At 59.4% G+C, this 22,646-nt stretch carries 23 protein-coding genes; 13 read left to right on the top strand and 10 right to left on the bottom strand.

The window, feature by feature from the left end; genetic code table 11:
- Window positions 1–4 precede the first annotated feature (4 nt).
- On the bottom strand, window positions 5–181 hold the full coding sequence (locus AC1DZ8_RS23575; protein ID WP_477309697.1) for a hypothetical protein: 177 nt from the start codon (window positions 179–181) through the stop codon (window positions 5–7).
- Window positions 182–371: 190 nt separating this feature from the next.
- On the opposite strand from AC1DZ8_RS23575, the gene AC1DZ8_RS23570 reads away from it, so the two are divergent.
- A complete protein-coding gene (locus AC1DZ8_RS23570) occupies window positions 372–710 on the top strand; it encodes a hypothetical protein (protein WP_477309698.1) in 339 nt (112 codons plus the stop codon).
- 112 nt (window positions 711–822) lie between these two features.
- Here AC1DZ8_RS23570 and AC1DZ8_RS23565 read toward each other — a convergent pair whose 3' ends face one another.
- Window positions 823–1,095, bottom strand: coding sequence for a hypothetical protein (locus AC1DZ8_RS23565; RefSeq protein ID WP_477309699.1), 273 nt, complete (start codon window positions 1,093–1,095; stop codon window positions 823–825).
- A gap of 149 nt (window positions 1,096–1,244) precedes the next feature.
- Here AC1DZ8_RS23565 and AC1DZ8_RS23560 point away from each other — a divergent pair, with 149 nt between their 5' ends.
- Together AC1DZ8_RS23560 and AC1DZ8_RS23555 are read left to right on the top strand one after the other, a co-directional pair.
- On the top strand, window positions 1,245–1,832 hold the full coding sequence (locus AC1DZ8_RS23560) for a TetR/AcrR family transcriptional regulator (protein WP_477309700.1): 588 nt from the start codon (window positions 1,245–1,247) through the stop codon (window positions 1,830–1,832).
- A gap of 107 nt (window positions 1,833–1,939) precedes the next feature.
- Window positions 1,940–2,527: a DUF308 domain-containing protein gene (locus tag AC1DZ8_RS23555; RefSeq protein ID WP_477309701.1), complete on the top strand. Its 588-nt coding sequence runs from the start codon at window positions 1,940–1,942 to the stop codon at window positions 2,525–2,527.
- Window positions 2,528–2,804: 277 nt separating this feature from the next.
- Here AC1DZ8_RS23555 and AC1DZ8_RS23550 read toward each other — a convergent pair whose 3' ends face one another.
- On the bottom strand, window positions 2,805–3,263 hold the full coding sequence (locus tag AC1DZ8_RS23550) for a DUF3237 domain-containing protein (RefSeq protein WP_477309702.1): 459 nt from the start codon (window positions 3,261–3,263) through the stop codon (window positions 2,805–2,807).
- Window positions 3,264–3,356: 93 nt separating this feature from the next.
- Here AC1DZ8_RS23550 and AC1DZ8_RS23545 point away from each other — a divergent pair, with 93 nt between their 5' ends.
- The 3 genes from AC1DZ8_RS23545 to AC1DZ8_RS23535 all read left to right on the top strand — a co-directional run bounded on the left by AC1DZ8_RS23545 (window position 3,357) and on the right by AC1DZ8_RS23535 (window position 4,953).
- Window positions 3,357–4,214 carry a LysR family transcriptional regulator gene (locus AC1DZ8_RS23545; protein ID WP_477401709.1) on the top strand — a complete coding sequence of 286 codons (858 nt, stop codon included), beginning with the start codon at window positions 3,357–3,359 and terminating at the stop codon, window positions 4,212–4,214.
- A 196-nt stretch (window positions 4,215–4,410) separates the two neighbouring features.
- A complete protein-coding gene (locus AC1DZ8_RS23540) occupies window positions 4,411–4,620 on the top strand; it encodes a hypothetical protein (protein WP_477309704.1) in 210 nt (69 codons plus the stop codon).
- A gap of 24 nt (window positions 4,621–4,644) precedes the next feature.
- Window positions 4,645–4,953: a PilZ domain-containing protein gene (locus AC1DZ8_RS23535; protein WP_477309705.1), complete on the top strand. Its 309-nt coding sequence runs from the start codon at window positions 4,645–4,647 to the stop codon at window positions 4,951–4,953.
- Between the two features lie 419 nt (window positions 4,954–5,372).
- On the opposite strand, the gene AC1DZ8_RS23530 is transcribed toward AC1DZ8_RS23535, so the two are convergent.
- Window positions 5,373–6,317, bottom strand: coding sequence for a DMT family transporter (locus AC1DZ8_RS23530; protein ID WP_477309706.1), 945 nt, complete (start codon window positions 6,315–6,317; stop codon window positions 5,373–5,375).
- Window positions 6,318–6,599: 282 nt separating this feature from the next.
- Between AC1DZ8_RS23530 and AC1DZ8_RS23525 the strand changes: the two genes are divergently transcribed.
- The gene (locus tag AC1DZ8_RS23525; RefSeq protein WP_477309707.1) at window positions 6,600–8,600 is read left to right on the top strand and encodes an AI-2E family transporter; all 2,001 of its coding nucleotides are present in this window, start codon (window positions 6,600–6,602) and stop codon (window positions 8,598–8,600) included.
- 101 nt (window positions 8,601–8,701) lie between these two features.
- On the opposite strand, the gene AC1DZ8_RS23520 is transcribed toward AC1DZ8_RS23525, so the two are convergent.
- Window positions 8,702–9,007, bottom strand: a complete 306-nt coding sequence (locus AC1DZ8_RS23520; RefSeq protein WP_477309708.1) for a helix-turn-helix domain-containing protein — start codon at window positions 9,005–9,007, stop codon at window positions 8,702–8,704.
- Window positions 9,008–9,063: 56 nt separating this feature from the next.
- Window positions 9,064–9,270, bottom strand: coding sequence for a hypothetical protein (locus AC1DZ8_RS23515; RefSeq protein ID WP_477309709.1), 207 nt, complete (start codon window positions 9,268–9,270; stop codon window positions 9,064–9,066).
- Between the two features lie 427 nt (window positions 9,271–9,697).
- Between AC1DZ8_RS23515 and AC1DZ8_RS23510 the strand changes: the two genes are divergently transcribed.
- The 5 genes from AC1DZ8_RS23510 (at window position 9,698) to AC1DZ8_RS23490 (ending at window position 15,221) form a co-directional block, all read left to right on the top strand.
- Window positions 9,698–11,098 (top strand): phospholipase D family protein, encoded by a 1,401-nt coding sequence (locus AC1DZ8_RS23510; protein WP_477401706.1) that lies wholly within the window; start codon window positions 9,698–9,700, stop codon window positions 11,096–11,098.
- 177 nt (window positions 11,099–11,275) lie between these two features.
- The gene (gene greA, locus AC1DZ8_RS23505; protein ID WP_477311275.1) at window positions 11,276–11,758 is read left to right on the top strand and encodes a transcription elongation factor GreA; all 483 of its coding nucleotides are present in this window, start codon (window positions 11,276–11,278) and stop codon (window positions 11,756–11,758) included.
- 394 nt (window positions 11,759–12,152) lie between these two features.
- Complete coding sequence (locus AC1DZ8_RS23500; RefSeq protein WP_477310610.1) at window positions 12,153–13,280, top strand: tyrosine-type recombinase/integrase; 1,128 nt, start codon at window positions 12,153–12,155, stop codon at window positions 13,278–13,280.
- Window positions 13,281–13,468: 188 nt separating this feature from the next.
- On the top strand, window positions 13,469–13,675 hold the full coding sequence (locus AC1DZ8_RS23495; protein ID WP_477310608.1) for a helix-turn-helix transcriptional regulator: 207 nt from the start codon (window positions 13,469–13,471) through the stop codon (window positions 13,673–13,675).
- Between the two features lie 301 nt (window positions 13,676–13,976).
- Window positions 13,977–15,221, top strand: a complete 1,245-nt coding sequence (locus tag AC1DZ8_RS23490; protein ID WP_477310606.1) for a hypothetical protein — start codon at window positions 13,977–13,979, stop codon at window positions 15,219–15,221.
- 252 nt (window positions 15,222–15,473) lie between these two features.
- Here the strand turns inward: AC1DZ8_RS23490 and AC1DZ8_RS23485 are convergent, their stop codons facing one another.
- Window positions 15,474–15,929 carry a phasin gene (locus AC1DZ8_RS23485; protein ID WP_477310604.1) on the bottom strand — a complete coding sequence of 152 codons (456 nt, stop codon included), beginning with the start codon at window positions 15,927–15,929 and terminating at the stop codon, window positions 15,474–15,476.
- A gap of 1,312 nt (window positions 15,930–17,241) precedes the next feature.
- Entirely contained in the window at window positions 17,242–17,433 is a 192-nt protein-coding gene (locus AC1DZ8_RS23480) for a hypothetical protein (RefSeq protein WP_477310602.1), read from the bottom strand.
- A 467-nt stretch (window positions 17,434–17,900) separates the two neighbouring features.
- Between AC1DZ8_RS23480 and AC1DZ8_RS23475 the strand changes: the two genes are divergently transcribed.
- Window positions 17,901–18,128 carry a hypothetical protein gene (locus tag AC1DZ8_RS23475; protein ID WP_477310600.1) on the top strand — a complete coding sequence of 76 codons (228 nt, stop codon included), beginning with the start codon at window positions 17,901–17,903 and terminating at the stop codon, window positions 18,126–18,128.
- Between the two features lie 65 nt (window positions 18,129–18,193).
- Here the strand turns inward: AC1DZ8_RS23475 and AC1DZ8_RS23470 are convergent, their stop codons facing one another.
- Window positions 18,194–18,565 (bottom strand): helix-turn-helix domain-containing protein, encoded by a 372-nt coding sequence (locus AC1DZ8_RS23470; RefSeq protein WP_477310598.1) that lies wholly within the window; start codon window positions 18,563–18,565, stop codon window positions 18,194–18,196.
- Window positions 18,566–18,628: 63 nt separating this feature from the next.
- Entirely contained in the window at window positions 18,629–22,117 is a 3,489-nt protein-coding gene (locus AC1DZ8_RS23465) for a GAF domain-containing protein (RefSeq protein ID WP_477401752.1), read from the bottom strand.
- Window positions 22,118–22,646 lie beyond the last annotated feature (529 nt).

Raw genomic sequence — 22,646 nt, 5'->3', positions numbered from 1 at the left:
TCCGTCAGCTCTCGGCTATCGATGGGCCAAGGCCGGCCATGTCGGTGAGGCGGATGGCGGCGAGCGTGGCGACTTCCCTGGAGACGTACGCATCGCTGTCGGCCTGGGTGGCGGGGACGCGCTTCGCCAAACCGATGGCATCGCGGGTCTGGCCGATCATCGTTCGAACGGTGCTTAGCACGTGTGGTATCCCTCTCGCTTGGCTCTGAAGCCTACAACACGGCAGACTCATTGTGGTTCCGCGGCATTGGGAAGAAGCTGCCCGGCGAGCCGGAGCAGTATGAGAAGGCCGTGCGTGGCTGTACGCACAAGCGTTCGGAACCATCCTTGTTCGCAAGCCGTTCCCCGTACCTCAACGAAAGGAACAGCCCATGGCCGACAACGACACCCCGAAGATTTCCGCCCGCGAGGCCCAGGAGGCCCTGGAGAAGCAGGTCGCATCGCTGAAGCGCGAGATAGCCAAGATCAACCGCACACTCGCCGACCGCGCCGAAGATGCCGTCGACGAAGCCGGCGGCTGGTATGGCAGCGCCACCGAGCGCGCGGCACGGGCAGGGCAGCAGCTGCGATCGCAGGCGCATACGGTCTCCGAAACAGTCCAGCAGAATCCCGGTACCATCAGCAGCGCTTTCGTCCTTGGTGGCATTGCCGGGCTGTTGATCGGCATGCTCCTCGGGCAAACCCAGGAACGTGACCGTCGCTGGTTCTAGCCGGCGGCAAAGGCGTGTCCCGCTCTTGCCGGACGCGCTGTGACATATGGCGCCCGCTGGCCTGGCCGGCGGGCTCTTCATTCCGGGCGGTACAGGCGTGTCGCAGATTGCCCTAGGGCTGTGTCATGGCGTTGAAAATGCCGACGCCAACGACTGCACATAACACCGCGACCCCGAGCCCTCCTGCAAGGATGCACCACCAGGCGCGTCCATTTCCCTGAAGCATGGGATTCAGTTTCAGCATCCGTCGAGCCCGCAATCCCTGGTAAAGCGCATAGGAAGATCCGAAGCCGGCGAGCCAGACAATGGAATAGACGATGCCCCGGGTGAGCATCCTGTTGAGCCTGGCTTGCTCGAGCGTCAAACTTGCATTCTCAGTATCCATGCCTCGCCCCTTTTTGCGAACCGATGTTGCGGTTGGCTCGTACGGTTGTCGAGCCGTTTTTGAGATTTGTCGAGCCGTTTAGAGAAGCCTCGCACGGCTCGTGGAAATCCACTGTTGACAATCGTCCTACTAGTAGGTAGGTAATCGCCATGAGCAATCTTGTGGCGACCTCCGATCAGATTCTGGCATCCGCGCGAAACTTCATCGTGGCCGGCGGCTACAACGGATTCAGCTACGCCGATATCGCCGGCGAGGTGGGAATCCGCAAGGCGAGCATCCACCATCATTTCCCCAGCAAGGTCGACCTTGTTCGCACGCTGGTGGCGCACCATCGCGAGCGCACCGAGGCCAGCATGGCAGATCTGGAAAGCAAATTTCCTGACCCGCTCGCCGTGCTTCGGACCTATGCCGGTTTCTGGGCAAAATGCATTGAGGATGCGAGCATGCCATTTTGCGTCTGCGCATTGCTTGCCAGCGAACTCCCGGCACTCCCGCCTGAAATTGCCGTCGAGGTGCGGGCCTACTTCCGGTTTCTGTCGTCCTGGCTGACCAAGGTCATGCAGCGGGGCGCCGAACGGGGTGTGCTCAAATTCGCCGGCTCTGCCGAACTGGAGGCGGAGACCTTCATGGCCACCGTCCATGGCGCGATGCTGTCGGCGCGCGCCTATGGCAACCCTGCCATCTTTGACGCCATCCTGACGCCAGCCGTGCAGCGTCTATCGGCGAAGGTTCACTAACAGGGAATTTGCCAGACAGAGGTGGCGAGATCGCCGCCGCATCCCCGCAACGCGTCCACTCTGTCTACCTTCTAGTAGGTATACGGACTATCAAAGGAGAAAACGACATGCTTGCCAAGACCAACGAAACCAACCTCGCCCAGCTCTCGAACAGCTGGCTGAAGAGCTACTATTTCACACGCTTTGCGGTGGCGGCCGCCTGGGTCTTGCTGGCTTTCACGGTCGCCAGGGCTATGCCGGCCGTGGCAGCGATCATGCTGGTCGCCTATCCCGCCTGGGATGCGCTGGCCAATTTCGTCGACGCCCGGCGCAGTGGCGACCTGAACCGCAACAAGACGCAGTTGCTCAACTTCGTCATCAGCATCGTAACCGCGGTCGCGGTGGCCATTGCTCTCGGCAAAAGCATGAATGCGGTACTGGCGGTGTTCGGCGTCTGGGCGGTCCTGTCTGGCCTTTTCCAACTCGCCACCGCCATCCGGCGCTGGAAGTCCGGCGCGCAGTGGGCCATGGTGCTGAGCGGCGCCCAGTCGGCGCTGGCCGGGATTTTCTTTGTGAAGATGGCGGGCAGTGCAGCGACGATCGACATCACCAATGTGGCGCCCTATGCCGCGTTCGGCGCCTTCTACTTCCTGGTCTCCGCCGTCTGGCTGACGGTGAGCGACGTGCGGCGCAAGGCGGCACAGGCCGCGGGGTGAAGGCATCGCACGGCTGGCGAGGATGGCGGCGTTGCCGATTGCGCCGCTCAGCGACCGGAGTGACATGCCTGGCTAGCGTTCATCGAGGCGGTCTGTTGGGCGTGGCGTGACTTTCCCGTTGGCCCTGCGGCGTTGGCCAATGTCGCTGAGTTGCTCGTCGGTCAGCTCGCGCAGCATGCGCGAGCTTTGGTGCCTTTGCATTTGCAGCCAAAACCAGCGAAGCATCATCTGCCATGCTCGCTCCAAGCGAGGCGTATTGGGTAGCCGCGCTTTCACGTCAGAGGATTTCAAAGACCTCATACTCGACACCGCTTGCCGTCCGGCCACCGCTGGCGACCGATACAATGCTGTTGAGCCAGGCATGGGCCGGCGCAGCGGTCTCGAAATATGGCGTTGTGCGTAGATAGTATTCGGATGCATCGACCAACTCTCCGCGTGCCAGGCGTTCGTCGATGGCCTGACAGGCGCGCCTGACGCCGCGATAGGTCATGATGATCAGGCCGCCATCGTCGGCGACGAGGAGCAGCCTGACATCCTGCTGGAATGTGCCGTCCGCGCGGCCGAGAAGCAGATCGGACCCGATGAGCGGCGACACCGTGCCGCTGATGCGCTCGCCCTCGAAGTTTCCGCCCGAGACCGCGAAAATACGTCGGCCGCCCGCCGGCGTGTGCCCAAGATCCATGACGGGGTGAAGCGTCATGAAGAGGGTAAACAAGTGTCTTGATTGCAGCGACATCAAATGCCTCCTAGTTTCGAGGCCGGCATCTACACCAGTGCGCGCGACGCAAAAAACGCGCTCTTCTTGTCGCTGGCACAAGGAAAACTAATCATGCGGCCCTCTCTGGAATCCTTGCGCATTCTCGAAGTATGCGTTGCGACCGCCAGCTTTGCGCGGGCGGCCGAACGCCTTTTCCTGACGCCTGCAGCTGTCAGCCTGCGTATCCGCTCGCTGGAGGCCGAGCTTGGGCAGCCGCTTTTTGTGCGCGTTCATGGGCGCGTCGTGCCGACACCTGCCGCCACCGCGCTGGCAAGCCAGGTTCGGGAATCGCTCGCCGGGATAGCAGAGGCGGTCGACCGATTTCAGGCGGCGACGCCTCYTCTAAAAGTCACCGCACCACCCACGTTCGCATCACGCTGGCTCGCACCGCGTCTGCCGCATTATCCCGCGTCGGGACCCGCCGGCATCGAGCTCGATGTCTCGACGGACATACGCGATCCCAACGCCTTTGACGTCGTCATCAGAACGGGTCGCGGTGGGTGGACCGGCCTTGAGGAACATCGGCTCATTCCGGTCGACGTGACGCCGATGCTGGCGCCGTCATTGCTCGGGGCGCGTTCGCTTGCCGCTCCGGCGGAACTGGTCGACTTCGATCTATTGCCGCATCCCGACTGGGAACAATGGTTCATGATGGCGCAAGGCGAAGTCCCGCCGGCCGTGCGGTTCGCCGCAGTCGATTTTCCAACCCACGAACTCAACGCCAATGCCGCATTGGCAGGTGGTGGTGTGGCACTGCTGTCGCCCACCCTGTTCGGTTCCTTGTTGGCCCAGGGCCTTCTGGTCGCCCCCTTCCGTCACGTGCTGAGCGGTCCAGCCTGGCACTATGCGCTGCTACGCACCGACGACCGCCGCATGGCTCCGAGGCATTTCTGCGCCTGGCTGCAGGAGCAGGCTGGCAATCTGCCATGAAGCGAAAGGCGAGCATTGGATGCGCTGGCCAATTTCGTCGACGCCCGGCGCAATGGCAGCACAGGCCGCGGGCTGAAGGCGTCGCTGGTCCGAAGTGGATTTGAGGTCAGGTGCCGCCTGGCGGCGCGCCCTCAATACGTGAGTTGAGTTTCCTGGCCGCGGTCGTATGTTCGTTGACCGGGGTGGAGGAGAACAAATGCCCATTCGACGAAAGGCGACGGAGGCTGGCATTCTGCAGCCACCCGAGCTTGAACTGTTGGGGCGTGTCTTCGAGCAGCTCAAGCTCGACGGTCAATCGCCAGAAGCACGCGAGGCTCTCGCATCCCGGATTATCGCGAACTATATGGCCGGCGTGGTCGACGAAGCCGAGCTCGTCACGCTTTCGAGGCAGCCGCTCGGCCGGTAGTGCGCGTCCAACCCGCGTTCCGGAATGAAGGGTTTCGGTCCGTCAAATCAAAGGAACAAGGCAGTGCCGACTGACCCACCCATAGAGCGACGGTCGCATAGCCGTAACCTTGTTCTGAAGGAAGCGACAATCCACTCCGGCGACGCCAGCATCAATTGTCTGGTCTGTAACCAGCACGCCCACGGTGCGGAGTTGCGGGTGAAGGCCGACATCGCAATTCCCGACCGTTTCGTTCTTCACGTGCCTGTCGATCAGACCAGCTATCGCGCTGTGGTGCGGTGGAGACGGAAGGAGCGGCTTGGGGTGCAGCTTGATGCGGGAAGGCAGACGTAGACGGCGGTAGCCAAGAACGCGCACGAGCGCGCCGGCCATGCCTGGATGTTCCGCGCCGCGCCCGTGTGACGTTCCGCTCAGTGCAGCAGTGGGAAGAGTCCGGATGTGCCCGGCGTCAGAACCTGATTATGCCTTGTGATTGGAGGAAGTAGAGAGCGACCAGGACAATTGCGACGATTGCGATCCAGAGGGATAGTCGGCTCATAAGGCGATCCTCATTACCAAAACCTGGTTGCGTCCGTCATGTCGGCTGCAACCATGAGACGGATCAACGTCGCAAGGTGCGAACTCGTTCCAGCAATGTTCGGCCGGCAGGGCGATCGCGCAGTGGGCAATGGTCTGAGCGGCGCCCAGTCGGCACTGGTCAGGGAGCGTGGGTCAAAGCAACCGCTTGTCAAAGTTGCGCTGTCGTTTGGTGGTTAAGCTGGCCTTAGCTTGATCACGGTGGCAAGTACGATGCCGGCAACGATGAAGGCTGCACCGACAAGGTCGTAATCGTGCAACCCCTCGCCGAGCAGAAGATAGGCGAGGATGGCGACGAACACCGTCTGCAGGTAAAGCAGCATGCTCGCCCGGCTCGCGCCGAGCGTTTCCACGCTTTTGTTGTACAGATAGTACATCAAGGCGCCGCCGGGACCTGCCAGATAGGCGAGCGCGAGAATGCTGTGGACGTTCATGGCGGAGCGTTCGTCGTTGAACAATTCCCACAGATGGAAAGGCAAGGCGACCAGCGCGCCGGCGCCGAGCAGCAGCACGACCATCGGCAGGAGTTCGATGCCGAATTTCGCACGGCGCAAAAGCACGGTGTACAGGCCCCAGCAGAACGCGCTGCCGACGATCCACAGCTCACCGGCGTTGAGCTTGAGTTGCAGCAGCGCCGTCAGGTTCCCGTGGGCAACGATGAAAATCATCCCGGCGAGCGCAACCAGCGCGCCAAGCGACTTCCACAGCCCGAGCGGCTCGCCAAGCACGAAACGGGCGAGCACCATCGTCATGACGGGCGACAGCGCCATGATGATGCCGGCCGTGGTGGCGTCGGTGTCGTTGAGGCCATGGTAGATCATGCCCTGGCACAGCGTGAGACCGATCGCCCCTACGGCGACGACCTCTAAGGCGCGCGTGCGCAAAAGCCCGATCATCGCGTCGTGATGATGGTGCACAATCGGCAGCAGGATGGCGCAAGCAAGCGTCAGCCGCCAGAAACAGAGGCCCCAGGGCGGCATCTCAGGCGCCACCCATTTGGCCGCGATATAGACACCAGCCGAAAGCAGCCAGCACAGGACTGCGGCGGGATAGCCGGTCAAGGAGGATATGGGCCTGGCCTCGGGTTGGCCGGCTTGATGGGCTATCGGCATTGCCTGCATGTCATGCCTCCCCCTCAATGACGTAGGCCCGACGGGGGCAACATAGCCTGCGTCGTTGGGTTGTGCATCCGTTTTGAACGGATGAGGTCAAAAGGAACCTGCGCTCGACCGCCACACGTCCCTGATGGCGAGGAGGTTCTTTCCAGGCTCGGTTTCCCGGTTGAGAAAGCGTGAGTCGGAAAATCTGGAGTCTGCAAGCCGCAAAATGCGTGTATTCGACCCTGCTAACATTGCCCGCCAGCCGAATGGGTCTAACTATCCTGGGGCAACGGGGGGAATCAGGTGGCTGCCAATCGTCGAAACGACATCCCATCGACCGAGCGAGGGCTAGGACGGATCCTTGCGGCCGGGAGCGCCCATCCGAGCACGGCTCTGCCGACCGTCGCAACTGTCGTCACGACGGTTGCTGCCTTGTATTTCGGTCGCGAGGTTTTTCTCCCGATTGCCATCGCGTTACTCTTGACCTTTGCGCTGGCGCCGGTTGTCTCCGCACTGAAGCGCGTCGGATTGCCTCGGCTTCCCGCAGTCCTTCTCAGCGTCATTGGCGCGTTCGCGGCTCTGGGCCTGTTCAGCTTTATTGTGGCGACCCAGGTCAGCGAGCTTGCCCAGAACATTTCAACCTACCAGACAAACATTCTGACCAAGGTTCGCTCGCTCAAGGAAACGGGCGTTGGTGGCGGCATCATTGCCAGACTGAGCAGCGTGATCGAGCGTGTCGGTCAGGAGATCGATAAACAGGACGTGGCGCCGCCTGCGGCGGACAAGCCCCGGCGCGAGCCTGTACCCGTCGAGATCGTCGCGCGTGAGCGACCTCTGGAGGTCTTGCAAAACATTATCGGACCATTGATCAGCCCGCTGGCCTCGGCTGGCCTGATCATCATCGTGGTCATCTTCATGTTGCTCGAGCGCGAGGATTTGCGCGACCGGTTCATCCGCCTGGTCGGTTACGGGGATCTCCATCGCACGACGCAAGCATTGCAGGACGCCGGCAAGCGGGTCGGCCGCTATCTGCTCATGCAATTGGTCGTCAACATCGTCTACGCCATCCCCATTGCGATCGGGCTTTGGGTGCTCGGCATTCCCAACGCGCTGCTGTGGGGATTGCTGGCACTGGCGCTTCGCTTCGTTCCCTATATCGGCCCGGTGATAGGCGCGCTGCTGCCGTTGTTCCTCGCCTTGGCCGTGGCGCCCGGCTGGTCGCTGGTGCTGTGGACCGCTGCACTGTTTATCGTGATGGAAATGGTAACCGGCAATGTCGTCGAACCGTGGCTCTACGGTTCGCGTACGGGACTATCCCCTCTGGCTATCATCGTCGCAGCGATCTTCTGGACATGGCTGTGGGGGCCGCTGGGCCTCGTTCTTTCGACACCGCTGACGGTCTGTCTTGTCGTGCTTGGCCGACACGTTCCGCAGTTCGAATTTCTCGACGTCCTGTTTGGCAACGAGCCTGTGCTTGAACCCCACGCACGGCTCTATCAGCGGCTCCTGGCCGGCGATCCCGACGAAGCCACCGACCATGCAGAGGAAATCCTCGAGGAGAAGTATCTGATCGATTTCTACGACAAGGTCGCCATTCCCGCTCTCCTGCTGGGCGAGCAGGACCGCATGCGTGGCGTGATGGGCGATCAGCAGCGAAGGCAGGTGGCGGCGAGCGCCCAAATTCTTGTCGCAAATCTTGCCGACGATGCGCAGGAGGAAGCAAGCGAGGAAGATGAGCCGACAGCCACCGCGGAAGGGAGCACGAGCAAGGAGCCGGATGGCGTCGAGGAGGAAGAGATCGAGCTGCCCGATGGCAAGGACATGTCGGTGCTTTGTGCCGGCGGCCGCGGGGAACTCGACGACGCCGCAGCCGCCATGCTCGCTCAGGTGCTGGAGGTGCAAGGTGCGACAGTGGCGAAGGCCAGTTTTGTCGATATGGAGCCGGCAGGTATTCGCCGTCTCGAACTAGAGACGATCGACACAGTCGTGGTCGGTTTCCTGAACCGGGATTCTCTCAAGCATGCTCGCTTTCTGGTGCGCCGACTGAAACGCGCCAAGGCAGGTTTGAGAATCGGAATTGTGTTCTGGTCAGACGCGGAGCAGGGCGATGCCGGGCAACAAGGACAAGCTCTGGCCGCCGACATCAGCGCCGATTTCGTAGCCCACGGCATGGTCAACGCTGTGCTTGGTGCGCTGTCTCCAGCGCCGGCGGTTCCCCTCAAAGTCGTTTCGAAACGCCGCGATCGACGCCGACCGGCCCCCCGGAAACGAGCCCCGGCTCAGGCGACGGCGGCAACGGCCTAGCCACGAAGCCGTTTTCACCACTGGTAAAAATGGTTGGGCAAACCAAAGATCCCTCCAGCAATCAGCTGTGACGAAAGGCGGTTACCCTCAGCCTCAACACTCTACATTTCGCTGTTCTCGATGATGCCGGCTTCGCCATCCCCAATGACCGCGCGCGGGACACTTGACTTCCTGAGCCGAACCCCCGGACCGCCTTCGCCGGTCTCGCCATCGCCCAGGAAAGCGACGCCTGCAAGTTCCAACGCCGATTGAATTGCACTGAGCTTGTCGGCAGTGGGGACACGCTTGCCGTTCTCGAAATCGCGAACTGTACCCTCACTTACATTCGACTTTGCGTCCAACCGCGCCTGTGGCCAGTCAAGCAGCCCTCTTGCCGCACGGCATTGTTCCCGAGTCAGTTGGATCATAGAAATCTCCCCGCTTCGGCAGGATTGCGTGCGTTCCTGCCGAGCCTCAACGATGTTTACGAGCGGTCAGATGGGTCCAATGTTGGCCCAGACCGTGGCGTCTTCGTCTCTGCGGCAATCACCAGAAGGGCCTCAAGCGTCAATGCAATGCCCGACATCAGCGCGGAGATATCGCTGTTGCCGTCTGGCAGCGCCAACTCAGTTGCCCTGGCTTGCATACGGGCGCTGTGTTCGATCAATCTCTGTTTTAAATCGTCGTCCATGCCGTCCTCCGGGGTCAAGGTTTGCGACGCGATGCCAGTTCCCGGAAGACTGCCTCTCGATCGCCCATATGCTTATGCAAAAGAGCAACCGCCTCCTCTCGATTGAGACGGCCCACTTTGCTGATGAATTCCAGCTCGTGGCGCGGAACCGACGCCCGGGTCAGGCGCCCGAGGAATGTCTTGGGCGCTCTATCCGCCGGTGCTGTGTTGTGCGTCATCTGTCGTCACCCACTGAATGCTACGCATCAATAGGTGAGACTGTGTTTTGTTCCGGACGGCCGCGTTTACCCGAGGCGAGCAGGACGAACAGGGATGCAAAGTCCGCCGGCTGGGGCTGGGACATGCAACCAGAATTGCACTGACGGGTTCTTGCTATGATTTTGAACGTGGCCGGCTGCGACCGCCGTCCGAAGGGTGGCCAATTTTCATGGACGTATCGGTTTCTCAAGCCGCGGACGACAACATCAAGGCCGGCAAGAGCGGCTTGCTGCTTGTCTCGGACAATTATGACGCTTTCGCCGTGCGCGTACTGGCGGCACGGAGTGCAGAGCGCACCTTAGACCTGATGTATTACCTTTGGCACGACGACCACACCGGTCGCTTGCTCTTGCAGGAGGTCTTTCGGGCCGCTGAGCGCGGAGTGCGGGTCCGCATGCTCCTTGACGACGTCAATCCGCGCAAAAACGATGCTGCTTATCTGGCGCTGAGCAATCATCCAAACATCGAATTGAAGTTGTTCAATCCAAGCGGCATCAGGAGCGGCCGGATCATGCGTGGTGTCGAAGTGCTGTTGCGGCTCTTTGCACTGACAAGACGTATGCACAACAAGGCTTGGATCGCCGACGACAGGTTTGCCATTGTCGGCGGACGGAATGTTGGCGACGCTTATTTCGATGCGGCAGAGACCAATTTCCGCGACCTCGACATGCTGCTCATGGGGCCTGCAGTACAGCAAACGGCGGCGATATTTGATGCCTTCTGGGCATGCGAGGAATCCAAGCCAATCAAGACGCTTGGTTCAGCGACGGAGCATGAGCAGGTCAAACAGTTCGAAGTGAACGAGTCCGAAACCGAGTCAAAATTCTTGAACGGCATAGGGGAGCGAGGCTCTGTCGTAGAATTTATCGCGGCGAGTAACCACGTTCACTGGGTGGAAGGCGTGCGGGTCATTTCCGATCCACCAGAGAAGGTTCGTGGCTGGAGACGTCGCAGCTGGCTTATGAAAGAGCTGCGTCCCATCATTCAATCGACGCGCGAATGTCTGGAAATTGTGTCGCCCTATTTCATCCCCGGCAAAAGGGGTTCCGCGATCCTGTTGGAGCTCGTCGGTGCCGGGGTTGAGGTTTCGGTCCTGACCAATTCCTTGGCCGCCACAGATGTCGCCGCGGTCCATGGCGCCTACGCAAACTATCGCAAGCGGCTGCTAAGGAACGGCGTCAAACTTTTTGAGCTTCAACCATTCAGCCGTCAGCCGGCAATCTCGGTGTTTGGGTCAAAGGGCGCCAGTCTGCATACGAAAGCGTTCACCGTTGACGACAAAACCGGCTTCGTCGGCTCCTTCAATTTCGATCCGCGGTCGGTGTCTCTAAACTCGGAAATGGGCGTGCTCTTTGAAGATGCGGGATTGGTTGCTGAGTTGCGGGATCGATTCCAGTCAGAGATATCTCCAGAAGCGAGCTACCGGCTCGAACTGAAGCACAATGTCTTGCACTGGCACGGCTGCGACGAAGGCAAGCTGCAGGACTATACGCACGAACCAGAAGCTGGATTCTTTCGCCGTATCCTTGCTGCCTTGGTCCGCCATCTTCCGATCGAATCCCAGCTCTAGCCGGCAATACAAGATTGCGCCGCGGGAGGAGTTGCCCGTGTCCTCTCAAGGCATTCGCCTCTAGCATTGAATGCAAGGGAACGGCCCCACCATGCTCATACCTCAGATTGTTGCAGCTTTACTGTCAGCCCTACGTTATCTGATTAATGATGGTGTTCCACAGGGAGTTTTGATCAATTGAGCGTAGCATTTGCCAAGGAGGAAAGCGCCGAGGCAGCGGCGGAAACCATATTGCCGGCTCGGCCTATCACCGATCGGATCAACCTCGTCACTGAGGCGGGGCTTAAGATGCTGCAGGATGAATTGGCTCGCGCCCAGCAGGCGCTCGAGGCTGCAAACGTGGTGGAAGATGTCAATGAAAGGCGGCGGCAGTCGGCGGTTCCGGTTCGGGATATACGCTATTATACCGAACGCGTTCGTACGGCACAGCTTATGTCTGTGCCGACCTCCAATGAAGTGATCACCTTCGGTCACACCGTTACCTTCGCGCGTGATGATGGCCGCACTCAGACCTTCCGCATCGTCGGTGAGGATGAGGCCAACCCGTCTCAAGCTTCCATATCGCATGGTTCACCGGTAGCCATCGCGCTGATCGGCAAAACCGTTGGAGATGTTGTCCATCTAGGGCCGCGCGAACTCGAGATCCTGTCCATATCTTAGTTGGACATCGGGGGAAGGCGCCCGACCGAATAGTGTTGCAGGGCGGCGTCTCAGGGCGACCAAAGGGCCGAGAGCAAATGCTATTTGCGGGGCTGATACGAGGCGCAACGCTGCCGTGCGCGTCGCGGCACAATCTACAACACGAGGTTCAGGAAGCTGGGTCCCTCGGTAGCCTGCCCCGGCACTTCAAAGCGAACAGCCTTTTGGCGGGCCTTAAGATGGGTCTCTGCGTAACAGTTTTCTATCAGGTTGATTTTAATCAGTTTTATTGAAGGGCTGGCGGAGAGAGCGTCCGCCTCTTTCTGTAACGTGTTGAAATTACTAGAGCTTTGACCTTGCTATTTGCCGTATTTTCCCTATTTTCCGTATCGCGGTTATGGCAACGGGAATCGATATGGCCAAGCACCGGCTTTCCGAAACACGCATAAAGACCCTTCCCGTTGGCATCCATTCCGATGGAGACGGCCTATTCCTCCGAGTAAGGAAGGAGGGCAGTCGCCAGTGGTTTTTCATTTATAGGCGAGCGAGCAAACGTACCGAACTTGGCCTTGGAGGCTATGGTCAAGGGACGGCACCAGTCAGCCTGGCTTTGGCGCGGGAGAAGGCGGAGGCGGTTAGGCAGCGTCTGGCGCGGGGTGACGAGCTTTCCGCGAAGAAGACTTTCGCAGATGTCATGGATGACGTGCTCGAAGTGAAATCATCCGGTTTCCGGAACAAGAAGCACAAAGCGCAATGGGCGATGACGTTGCGAGAATACGCTAAGCATCTGCATAAAAGGCCCATAGCGGACATCACGCGCGATGATGTTGTCGAGACCTTGAAGCCTATTTGGGGAACGATACCGGAAACGGCCGATCGGCTCAGGATGCGAATTGCGTCCGTTATGGATCACGCGAAGGCGAGGGGGCTTTACGTTGGCGACAACCCAGCCGACTGGCGTGGTGGTTTAAAGGATCTGCTGCCGCCACGGCAAAAGCTCACGCGGGGTCACCACGCGGCCGTGGGGTATAAGGAACTGCCAGCCGTCATGAAGGCTCTCCGCGCCGCTGCGGGAATATCCGCGCGAGCCGTCGAGTTCTCCTGTCTGACCGCAGCGCGAAGTGGGGAGGTACGCGGCGCGAAATTTGAAGAATTCGATATGAAGCAGGGTCTTTGGGTCATTCCGCCCCAGCGAATGAAAGCCGGACGAGAGCATCGCGTTCCGCTGTGCGACCGGGCAATCGAGATCATCGAGGCGATGAGGGAAGTCGCGACCACTGATGCCGTGTTCCCGATCAGCGACACAGCGATGGTGAAGGCGCTGCGGAAGGCTACGGGCGATGACTCCACACTTCACGGTTTGCGATCAAGCTTCAGAGATTGGTGCGGCGACGAGACGAGTCATCCCCGCGACGTGGCAGAGGCGGCGCTCGCGCACACACTTAAGGACAAGACCGAAGCCGCTTACAGGCGCTCAGATGCGTTGCAAAAAAGACGCATCCTGATGGAAGACTGGTCGAAATACTGCGATAGCGGCCAGTAACCGCATTTACTATATTGACAAAACTTGTGAAAACGCCTATAGGTGGTAGCAAGTCGGCGCTTGTCGCCGGGACTCGCTTCTCCCGCTTAAATTAACGGCGGCCCTAACCCCTCATCATTGTCAGCTTTTGAAGCGCGCTTTGGCGTGCGCAATTTCCGCGCTTATCAGCGTTGGAATAGGGGAGAACTATGGACCATTCGAACGACAATACACCACGCTTGATGGCGCCTAAGGAGGCGGCTCGGGCCACCAGCCTTTCCCGACCACTTTTGAGTTTGATGGCTGACGAGGGCCAATTTCCAAAGGCAGTCAGGCTTGGCGAGCGGCGTGTTGCATATGTGCGGGCCGAGGTGGATGCGTGGATCGATGCCCGCATCGCGGCGAGGGCGGCTTAGCGTACTCCTACAAAAACCCACCGCGGAGCCAACTGCGGTTCTCCAAATCAGGAACAACCCAACTTGCACATTCTGAGTATTCGACCGGAGCCGCCTGGCGCCGGGAGCGTCGTCGCGCGCTTTGATATCGCGATTACAGATGCCTGCCGGCTGTACGGCCTTAAGCTTGTCCAGAAGCCAGACGGCAGACGCATGACATACGGGCCGCAATCGGGCGGACAGCGCGTCGCGACCTTTGCACCACCGCTTGCCAAAGAAATCACGCGCGCCGCTGGCGTAGCCCTTGGAGGCCTGAACGCCCATGACCGCGACGCAGCCTAAGCCATCGCTAACCCGCGAATATTGGACACACAACGTAGGCGAGCCGACCGGCCCGGTTGCGCAGTTTCGAATGTCGCAGCTTGTTGATTATGATATGCGCCTGACCGACCCGGCGCGCATCGTCTATCGGTTCCTCATTGGATGGTACATGCGCAGCAATGGCGACGCGCTTGCATCCGTCCGGCACATCGTTGCGACCATGAGAACACGTGCCCCGGATGGCGCCAGGCACCTTTCTCGCTCTGCGGTGCAGCGGGCGATTATTCTCCTAATCGAAACAGGATGGCTGGTCCGTCGCTTCACGGGAAAGGGCCGCAGCGGATCACGCTATGTGCCGGTGCTCAACGTGCTGGAGCTTGCCGCACAGGGCAACCTGCCATCGGTAAAAGTTGATAGCGTCCCACTCTACCGGGACACAAACGAGGATTCCGAAGCGTCCCACTCTACCGGGACAGAGGTGTCCCACTCTACCGGGACACAAGGCGACGTAGCGTCCCACATGCTGGGACAAAGACCCTCATACATTAACCCGTCGACAGACGGGGTTACATGTAAGGAGGACAATGAATGCGCCGCGCCTTCAGCGCCGCCTTCGTCCGGCCTTGTGGCCGCCGACGCGGGAACGGCGCAAGGGAAAGAGAAGAAGCCATTCGAGCAACTTTATCACCAGTACGGGGTCCGTGCGGAGATCGGTGCAGCTAGGCGCGCGTATGACGACATTGCTCCGGACGCAGATCTTCATGCCAAGATGATGGAGTCTGCGCGTGCCTGGCGCGAAGCAGCCGGTGAAGGCATTGAGCGGATGCATCTGCGGCGCTGGATAACAGAGCAACGATATCTCGAGGATCCAAAGGGCGAAAGAAAGCCGAAAGAGCGCAAGGCCAAGACCGGCGCGCAAAAGGCATCAGCCAACCCTGTATCTCGTGTCGGCGAAATCATCGAGGCTGATGTGTCGAAAGACGTCTATGGTTCGAAACTCGTGCTTAAATTCGGGTTCCCTGGCGAAGCCACCACTGACCATGCCTTTTACATTAATCATTGCGACGTCAAGGTACAGTCGAAAGGCAACGACGAGTTATTGCGTCTCTGCTACGTCATGAACATCAACACACCTGAAGACGCGGACGAACTGTTGTTCCGTCCACTGTTGGTGACTTCCAAGCCAGACGGGACGTTCGAGTACGACTTCGTTCCCGCCAATCACAACTTGGCGGAAGCCGCATAATGGAACCGGAGCAACTCGAGGAAATCGTGCGCGACGTCCTGGGAGGAAGCAGCATGACGACCGAGCCAGTCACAAAGCGCCGCATCACTTGGGCGGAGCTATGGAAGATCCGACCTGACAGGAAGCCGTCGAACGACAATCAGCGGATGGCGGAGGATAGCAGCCAAGCGTAGGTAGCCACCACGGCTCTCCGAAGTACTGAAGAGCCGTGGCTACCCGCCCCCGCCTGCTATCCGCCGCACCAAGAAAAAGCTAGGCTACCTTTATTTCCTTCATCGCCTTCTCGAAGGCGGTCTTCATCGGCTTGGAGACGTCCTCGAAAGCCTTGGTCGTGGCGGCCTGGAAGTCCTTGGCCTGCTCGACAGCGCTTTCAATCTGCTTGCGAACGAAGGCGGTCTGCAGTTCGGCAAATTCGGAGGGCGACTTGACGGCAATTAGGGCTTCGAAATGCGCGAAGGCCGAGTTGGCGTTGGCGCGCAGAGCCTGGATGGTCTTGAGCGACAGGTCACCGGAAACGGTCTTGGCGGTCTGGAAGCTCGACTCGAGAGCCTTCTGGGTCGTCTCGGATCCCGTCTTGAATTTGGCGAGAACTTCTTTCGACTGCTCGACCCCCTTTTCTGCAAAGGCACTGACCTGGTCGATAGCCTTGGATGCATCAAAAGCGGCGTTGTCGATAAATTCGACAGTCTTTTCAGTGGTCTTGGACATCGTTTCCATCCTTTGTTTGGGCGTGGCTTTTAAAAAGCTTCGCATTTGTATTAGCATTACCTAACGGAAGTTTGCGTGCATTGCAACATTTATGTTGCGCTGCAGCATGATTTATTAACCAACCCGTCCCGCACATTGCGGGAACGGACTGCCCGGCCTGGCCGGTTTCTCGATCTGGGATGACCACCCATCCAACGGGGTCTAGGTATGGCCAGTGGTTACCCGCTTAGACCGCTTCGGGGCTTACCTTGGCTAAACCTGTATAGAAAAACATTTAGCGGTGGGAAGAAATGCAAACCGCCAGGGATCTAGCCCGATCATCAACGACGGACGCGGTCACGGATTCCGCAAAACCCTACCGGCAAGCGCCTCAGTTGGGTTGAATTCTACGCACTGCGGCCGGACTTGCGGCCGGACAACGACAACGAACGGAGGTGTACGGCCGGCAGGTCCGAAGTCGTTCGGCCGGCGGAATGACACGTGGGCCAGTCGTGTCGTGGCCTTGGTTTTCCAGATCGGCACGAGGTGCCAATGGCTCCTGCTCAAGCTCGAGTACGGATCCGGCCGGCGTCCTCGCCGATCGAAGTGGACGGCTAGGCCCGCATCAACCGCAGCCAATACAACGCACCGCTCGATCTGATCGTCCGACATCTCGCAATCGGGAACCTTGTCTCGCACCGACTGAACTGCCGCAAAGGTTGAAATGATGCGTCCGGGAGCAGAGCAGTCGATACATCCAGCGATAGCGTCAGTGACGTCATCAGCAACAAGATAGTTAAATTGGCGAGAGTTGGTTGTGGTGGAAGCTAAGATCCGCTCTAGCATTTCGCCTTCTGAAAGCCCCAGTCGACGCTGGCGCTTGGAAATAAAATTAGCAAGGGCTAATGGACGACGCGGGACGTTATGCACCGTTTTCTAGGGGGGCGGGGGCGCAGTCACAGTGCAGTTCGGGGCGGGCCAGGTCACGTTTGTGGGGGGATAGGGGTTCATATTCGGTCCCGTGCAACCCTCAAAGATCGCAAAGCAAGGCGCAGCCGTCACCCTCTCCGCCACTGACATCATGAATACATCATCGCCGGCTATCTCGAACGGAGGGTGTGAGGTGCCCCACCATGGGGTAGGCGGTCGTCGCTCGTAGGGTACGACGGGGCTAATACCGCTTCGGGGTTTGGCTCTGCAAAAGCGTAACAAATAGAATTTTTGTGGGGATTTTCTTCCGGCAACACTCGCCGCCACCGCTGCCCGGAGCGCATCAGGCGTCGTGCGGAAGGCGGTGCGCTTGGCCAAGGGGCGTGGGACCGGCAGCCCGCCGTTATTCCGTCTTTGGCGGCACTTCTTTCTGTATAGTTTGAGTGTCCGCAGCCTTCGACATATCGGCCTTCTCGACGCTCGCTGTTTTCTGCGTGTCGACCGATGCCTGCACCTTCTCGTGATATGGGCAATCGGCATAGGCGGCGGATACGGACAGGGCCAACGCTGTGGCCACTGCGAGGAATGTTTTCATCGTCATCTCCTCAATCGTTGAAGGCGCAGCGTAAGCCCGCTGGCACCGATCGTAAAATCACATTTGCCACCGGGGGGCGTCTCAAGACCTGTGCCAGTCGACTTCAGATACCGTCCGCATCCTCAAACGCGTTATGCCGCAGGTTTTCATATTATTTTTTCGGAGCGGTAGGGGCGGGTGGCCCCAACGCGCACATTTTTCCAATTGAAAATATGGGGTCGGCGACCTTGCCGCGACATTACCACGGGGTCGTTGGGAGGGAAGGAATGAGAAAAACTGCAAGGGACCCACCCGGTAAGTGCGAGCCCGGTAGCCAAAGCTGCGATCTGCCAAAAGCCGAATCCTACAGCCTAGCCAATCTCACAATCTCCTTTGCTGGCCAACGACCTGCCAGAGGGAATGTTCCATGAGGCGCGGAACTTCTTGGCGTCTGGCTCGGTTATCGATCATCAGCCAGGAGGATCGAAATGCCCGACAAGGAAAACCATCGCGAAACCGGAGCGACGAAATATCCGGCCAGGACCGGTCCAGATCCTTCCGACGCGTTCTCCCAGGACGCAGCTGGCAACAAGAAGCCGAAAGACGGGATTGGACTGACGCGTTCTGTAAACGACGTCGATGACAAGACACACCAGTCAGACGGTCAGAACCCGCCTCGAGCGCGGCCGAGTGGCGAAGAGAAGACGCGACCCTGAATGTCGCCAATCTCAGCTTGATGGGCAGATGGGGGCGGCTTTGCGAAGGGACAGGCCCAGATGGGTTACATGTCGCTGCTCTCGATGATACCGGCTTCACCATGTCGAATATGCGTACGAGGCGCGGCGACCTTTCTGAGCCGGACCCCTGGTCCGCCTTCAGCTGTCTCGCCATCCCCCAGGAAGGCTACGCCCGCAAGTTCCAGTGCCGTTTGCATGGCGGTGAGCTTGTCGACGGCCGGAACACGCTTGCCGTTTTCGAAATCCCGCACCGTTCCTTCGCTTAAGTTGGCCTTTGATCCCAGCCTGACTTGTGGCCAACCCAACAGTCCTCTTGCCGCGCGGCATTGTTCCTTAGTCAGTCGGACCAAAAACATTCCTCCTTGCTTTCGCTCAAGCCGACTTGCACACCGCACGTGGCGCAACCATTTGCTCATCCCGTTTCCAGTCAGAGCAAACGACGCCGCCTTCAAATCGTTCCCAATGCTCGTATCAGGCACTTATGCGAGGTCGTCGAGAATCGCACGCACCTTTTCGGCCAGGTCCTCAAGACTGAATGGTTTGGGCAGTAGCTGGGTCCCGGGATCCAGAATACCATTATGGACGATTGCATTGCGCGTGTAGCCAGTGGTGTAGAGGACCTTCAGCGTCGGGTTCCTTTTGCGCAGAATATCGACGAGCTGACGCCCTGACATCTCGGGCATGACAACGTCGGTGAATAGGAGGGACAATTGCTGCCCGCCTTCAATCAGCTTGATGGCTTCATTCGGCCCGCTTGCCTCGACAACCGTGTAGCCAAGCTCGCGCAACGCCTCAGCCGATACGGCGCGCACGCGATCTTCATCCTCCACCACCATGACGATCTCGGTAGCGAGGCCGCCATCTATCGACCGCGGCTTGCGTTCGTCGGCATCTGGCCGTGCTTGGCCGTAGTGTCTTGGCAGGTAGATCTTGACCGTCGTGCCCACGCATGGCTCGCTGTAAATTTTAACATTGCCACCGGACTGTCGGACAAAGCCGTAAACCTGGCTCAGGCCGAGCCCCGTGCCCTTGCCGACACTTTTGGTCGTGTAGAATGGGTCGAACGCTTTGCTGAGAACCTCGGCCGACATGCCTGTGCCCGTGTCGGTAACGGCAATCAATACGAATTGGCCGGATGCTAGCGCGGACTCGCGAGCATACCGCTCGTCGACATAGGCGTTCGATGTTTCGATGGTCAGCTTGCCACCGGTCGGCATGGCATCGCGCGCGTTGACCGACAGATTGAGCAAGGCGCTTTCCAACTGACCGGGGTCGGCCTTCACTTGCCAGAGGCCGGCGCCAAAGGCGGTCTCGACCTTGATCGTTTCACCAAGTGTTCGCACGAGGAGATCGGTCATACCCCCAATCAGGCGGTTCGCATTGATGGGTTCGGGGGCAAGCGGCTGTTGTCGTGAAAATGCCAGCAGCCGTTGCGTCAAGGCGGCAGCGCGATGAGCACCATCCATCGCGCCTTCCACGAACCGGCCGACATCTGTCTCGCCCTTAGCAAGCTTTCGTTGCAGTAGATTGAGACCGCCGATGATGACGGCCAGCATGTTGTTGAAGTCATGTGCAATGCCGCCGGTCAGTTGGCCAACGGCCTCCATCTTCTGCACCTGACGCAGTTGCTCTTCGGCCTTGGAGCGTTCGGCCACCTCATCGGCAACTCTTTGCTCAAGCGTGGCGTTGAGAGTCTGCAGTGCGGCTTCGGCACGTCGTCTTTCTGCCAACTCGCGCTCCGCCGCCTGGAAAAGCCGGGCATTGTCGATCGCTGTCGCGGCATGTCCGGCGATGCCTAGCAAAGCACTCTCGTGCTCGTGGCGAAACCTGCCAGTGTCCGCGTGGCCGAAAAAGAGACCACCCAGAACCTCGCCGGAGTTTGATACGACAGGCACTGCCAGGTAGGAGCGGACGGGCAGGTGGCCTTTCGGCATGCCCTTGCGCGGCGCGTTCTGGCCGTAGCGCGGATCCAGAAGGATATCGTCCGATCGGACGACACCCGTTCCGAGGAACGTCGTTTCAAACACCGCGGTCGCTCGCGGCATAGGGTAGTTTTGGAACGCAGATCGCGGTGCGCCGGACAGCGCGTAGAGCATGTAGCTGGCGCCCTCATCGTCGAGCACGTTGTAGAAGAACGCGCCAAACTGTGCGCCCGACAGCTGCACGCCGGCATCAGTGGTTGTCTGCACGATCTTATCGAGGTCCAATTCGGCGGCCACGGTCGCGCCGGTATCGTTCATGATCTTGAGGTGGCGCTCCGCCTTCTTGCGGTCTGAGATATCGATCACCGTCCCGATAAAACGAACGGCCTTCCTGTCCTCGAAAATGGCATGGCCACTTGCCGCCACCCACCGTTCGACACCGTCTTCCAGGCCGATCGTTCGATACTCGATGTTGAAGCCTTCTGAGCTGTCTGGAGCGATGGCGCGTCTGACCGCCTCATCGGCTCGATCCCGATCGTCTGGATGGAGGCCAGCGATAAAGGAGCCCGTGTAGGAAACTGGGCTGTCCGACGTGATGCCAAACAATGCACGACACTGGGCGTCCCAGCGCAACTGATCGGCGACCGGATCGTAATCCCAAATGCCGATTGCGGCCGCCTTGGTAGCCAAGCTCAATCGTTCCGCGGTTTCTGCAGCACCCTGATCCGATCTTACCCTTTCGATATGAGCCCAGGATCGTTCAGTGACTTCTGTGAGAAGCGCGAGTTCGTTCTGCGTCCATGTTCGCGGCGCGTTGTCGTGGATCGCCATCAATGCAGTGAGGCGTCCTTCTTTGACGAGCGGCATGCAGATCGTTGCAGAAATGCCGATATTCTGAAACGTCGCGGCTTCTTGCGATGCGAGTTCGGCGCGATTGTCGTTGATGATCAGCGGCAGCCCTTGATGCAGCCTGAGAACGGCAAGGTCGCCAAAATCCTGCAAGCTGTAGTAGCCGACGATGCTGCCTGAGCCTTGCCTGTGCCAATCCCCACGTATCGTAAAGTGGTCCTGGTCGGGCTCCATGTCGGCATATGCGCAAATCGCTACACCAAGATGCTCGCCAAGCATCCTCGTGGTGGTTTCAAGAATGGCGTCCGCGTCGGTGCTTTTTGACGTCTCTTTTCCAAGTGCGTCGAGAAAGCGCAACCGACTTTCATTCTGGCGCAGTTCAGCCTGCGCGCGCCGTCGTTCAACCGCTGTGCGGGTCCGCTCGGCCATCTCGCGAACGAACTCGATTTCCTCCTCGGACCAGGAGCGCGGCCTTTCGTGGTTGAGGTAAAGCAGCGCAACGAAGCCGGCCTGTTCGGTGACCGGCATATTGATAAAGGATTGTGCGCTGATCGCTTTCAGCGCCTCCGCATTGTGGCTTGTCCGTGGATCCGTGTCGGCGTCTTCGCAGACAACGGTGATGCCTTGCTTCAGGTCTTCGATATAGGTTCCGTAGTCGCGGAAATGCAGCACCCCGGCCAAGCTTTTGATGCCGGGTGCGTTCCAATCGCGTTCGATTGAAATGGTCTCCTTGGCCAGATCGATCGTGCCGTAGCCGGCCCGGCTTACTTCAAGCTCCCGACCAATGATTTCTGCTGCAGCGTAGGCGAGATCGTCCGGATCTTCGACCAGCCGGACGACCTCGGCGAGATCCGCGATCGCAGCGCTTCGCCGTCTAGCGCGGAATGTCTCGGTGACGTCGAAGCCCTCGCAGAATATTCCCGTGATGGTGCTACCGCCATCGTAGAGCGGCGCATAGATGAAGGTGAGGTAGCGCGTTTCCTCGGGCTGTTCCGGCGAACGGCGAAAGCGAACGGGGACCCCTTGCGCCTCAAACGTTTCGCCGCTTTTGAACACGTCGTCGAGGCGTTCGAAAAACCCTTGCCCTTCCAGGCTGGGAAACGCATCCCGTATGGTCTTTCCCAGCCATTCGCTGCTGTTGAACACCAGGCGATGGGCATCGTTCAGGAACTCGACCACGTGATCGGGGCCGCTCATTATGATGATGAAGCCCGGGGCCTGTTCGAACAGGTTGAGCTGACGCTCCGCGGCGAGGCGCTCCCGCCGTTCTGCAAGAAATCGGTCCGTCGTTTCCGTGCAGACGCCGAACAGCCCGCAAACCTCTCCGCTATCCGGTTGCACGATCGGGTTGTAGGAGAAAGCGAAGTGTGCTTCCTCAGGGGTGCCGCGCTTGTCAATGCGGATTTCAATGTCGTCCATATGCACCGGTCGACCTTGAAAGACCTGATCAAACATCGGACCGATCGTGTCCCACGCTTCTGCCCAAACATCGTGGCTGGGCAAGCCGAGGGCGATCGGGTGTTTTCTTCCTAGAATGGGGATGAAAGCGTCGTTGTAGAGCCAGATCCGTTCAGAACCCCAAACGACAAACATCGGCTGGCCTGAACCCAGGATCAGGTTAACCAGTGTTCTGAGCTCACTGGGCCATGATGAAACAGGTCCGACTGACGTCTGATTCCAGGGCAATGACCCGATGCGGTCAGCCATTTCGCTAGCGCTGCGAAAA

The sequence above is a fragment of the Mesorhizobium sp. P2_F7 genome (genome assembly GCF_056403695.1).
The sequence above is the reverse complement of the archived record's forward strand: the minus strand, read 5'-3'. Positions and strand labels throughout refer to the sequence as shown.

Coding starts and splice junctions, on each gene's coding strand:
- AC1DZ8_RS23480 (WP_477310602.1), bottom strand. CDS start 17,433: ATGAAAACATTCCTCGCAGTGGCCACAGCGTTGGCCCTGTCCGTATCC.
- AC1DZ8_RS23475 (WP_477310600.1), top strand. CDS start 17,901: ATGCCCGACAAGGAAAACCATCGCGAAACCGGAGCGACGAAATATCCG.
- AC1DZ8_RS23520 (WP_477309708.1), bottom strand. CDS start 9,007: ATGATCCAACTGACTCGGGAACAATGCCGTGCGGCAAGAGGGCTGCTT.
- AC1DZ8_RS23470 (WP_477310598.1), bottom strand. CDS start 18,565: ATGAGCAAATGGTTGCGCCACGTGCGGTGTGCAAGTCGGCTTGAGCGA.
- AC1DZ8_RS23490 (WP_477310606.1), top strand. CDS start 13,977: ATGACCGCGACGCAGCCTAAGCCATCGCTAACCCGCGAATATTGGACA.
- AC1DZ8_RS23565 (WP_477309699.1), bottom strand. CDS start 1,095: ATGGATACTGAGAATGCAAGTTTGACGCTCGAGCAAGCCAGGCTCAAC.
- AC1DZ8_RS23485 (WP_477310604.1), bottom strand. CDS start 15,929: ATGTCCAAGACCACTGAAAAGACTGTCGAATTTATCGACAACGCCGCT.
- AC1DZ8_RS23510 (WP_477401706.1), top strand. CDS start 9,698: ATGGACGTATCGGTTTCTCAAGCCGCGGACGACAACATCAAGGCCGGC.
- AC1DZ8_RS23495 (WP_477310608.1), top strand. CDS start 13,469: ATGGACCATTCGAACGACAATACACCACGCTTGATGGCGCCTAAGGAG.
- AC1DZ8_RS23500 (WP_477310610.1), top strand. CDS start 12,153: ATGGCCAAGCACCGGCTTTCCGAAACACGCATAAAGACCCTTCCCGTT.
- AC1DZ8_RS23530 (WP_477309706.1), bottom strand. CDS start 6,317: ATGCAGGCAATGCCGATAGCCCATCAAGCCGGCCAACCCGAGGCCAGG.
- AC1DZ8_RS23555 (WP_477309701.1), top strand. CDS start 1,940: ATGCTTGCCAAGACCAACGAAACCAACCTCGCCCAGCTCTCGAACAGC.
- AC1DZ8_RS23465 (WP_477401752.1), bottom strand. CDS start 22,117: ATGAGCGGCCCCGATCACGTGGTCGAGTTCCTGAACGATGCCCATCGC.
- AC1DZ8_RS23550 (WP_477309702.1), bottom strand. CDS start 3,263: ATGTCGCTGCAATCAAGACACTTGTTTACCCTCTTCATGACGCTTCAC.
- AC1DZ8_RS23535 (WP_477309705.1), top strand. CDS start 4,645: ATGAAGGGTTTCGGTCCGTCAAATCAAAGGAACAAGGCAGTGCCGACT.
- AC1DZ8_RS23560 (WP_477309700.1), top strand. CDS start 1,245: ATGAGCAATCTTGTGGCGACCTCCGATCAGATTCTGGCATCCGCGCGA.
- AC1DZ8_RS23540 (WP_477309704.1), top strand. CDS start 4,411: ATGCCCATTCGACGAAAGGCGACGGAGGCTGGCATTCTGCAGCCACCC.
- AC1DZ8_RS23570 (WP_477309698.1), top strand. CDS start 372: ATGGCCGACAACGACACCCCGAAGATTTCCGCCCGCGAGGCCCAGGAG.
- AC1DZ8_RS23515 (WP_477309709.1), bottom strand. CDS start 9,270: ATGGACGACGATTTAAAACAGAGATTGATCGAACACAGCGCCCGTATG.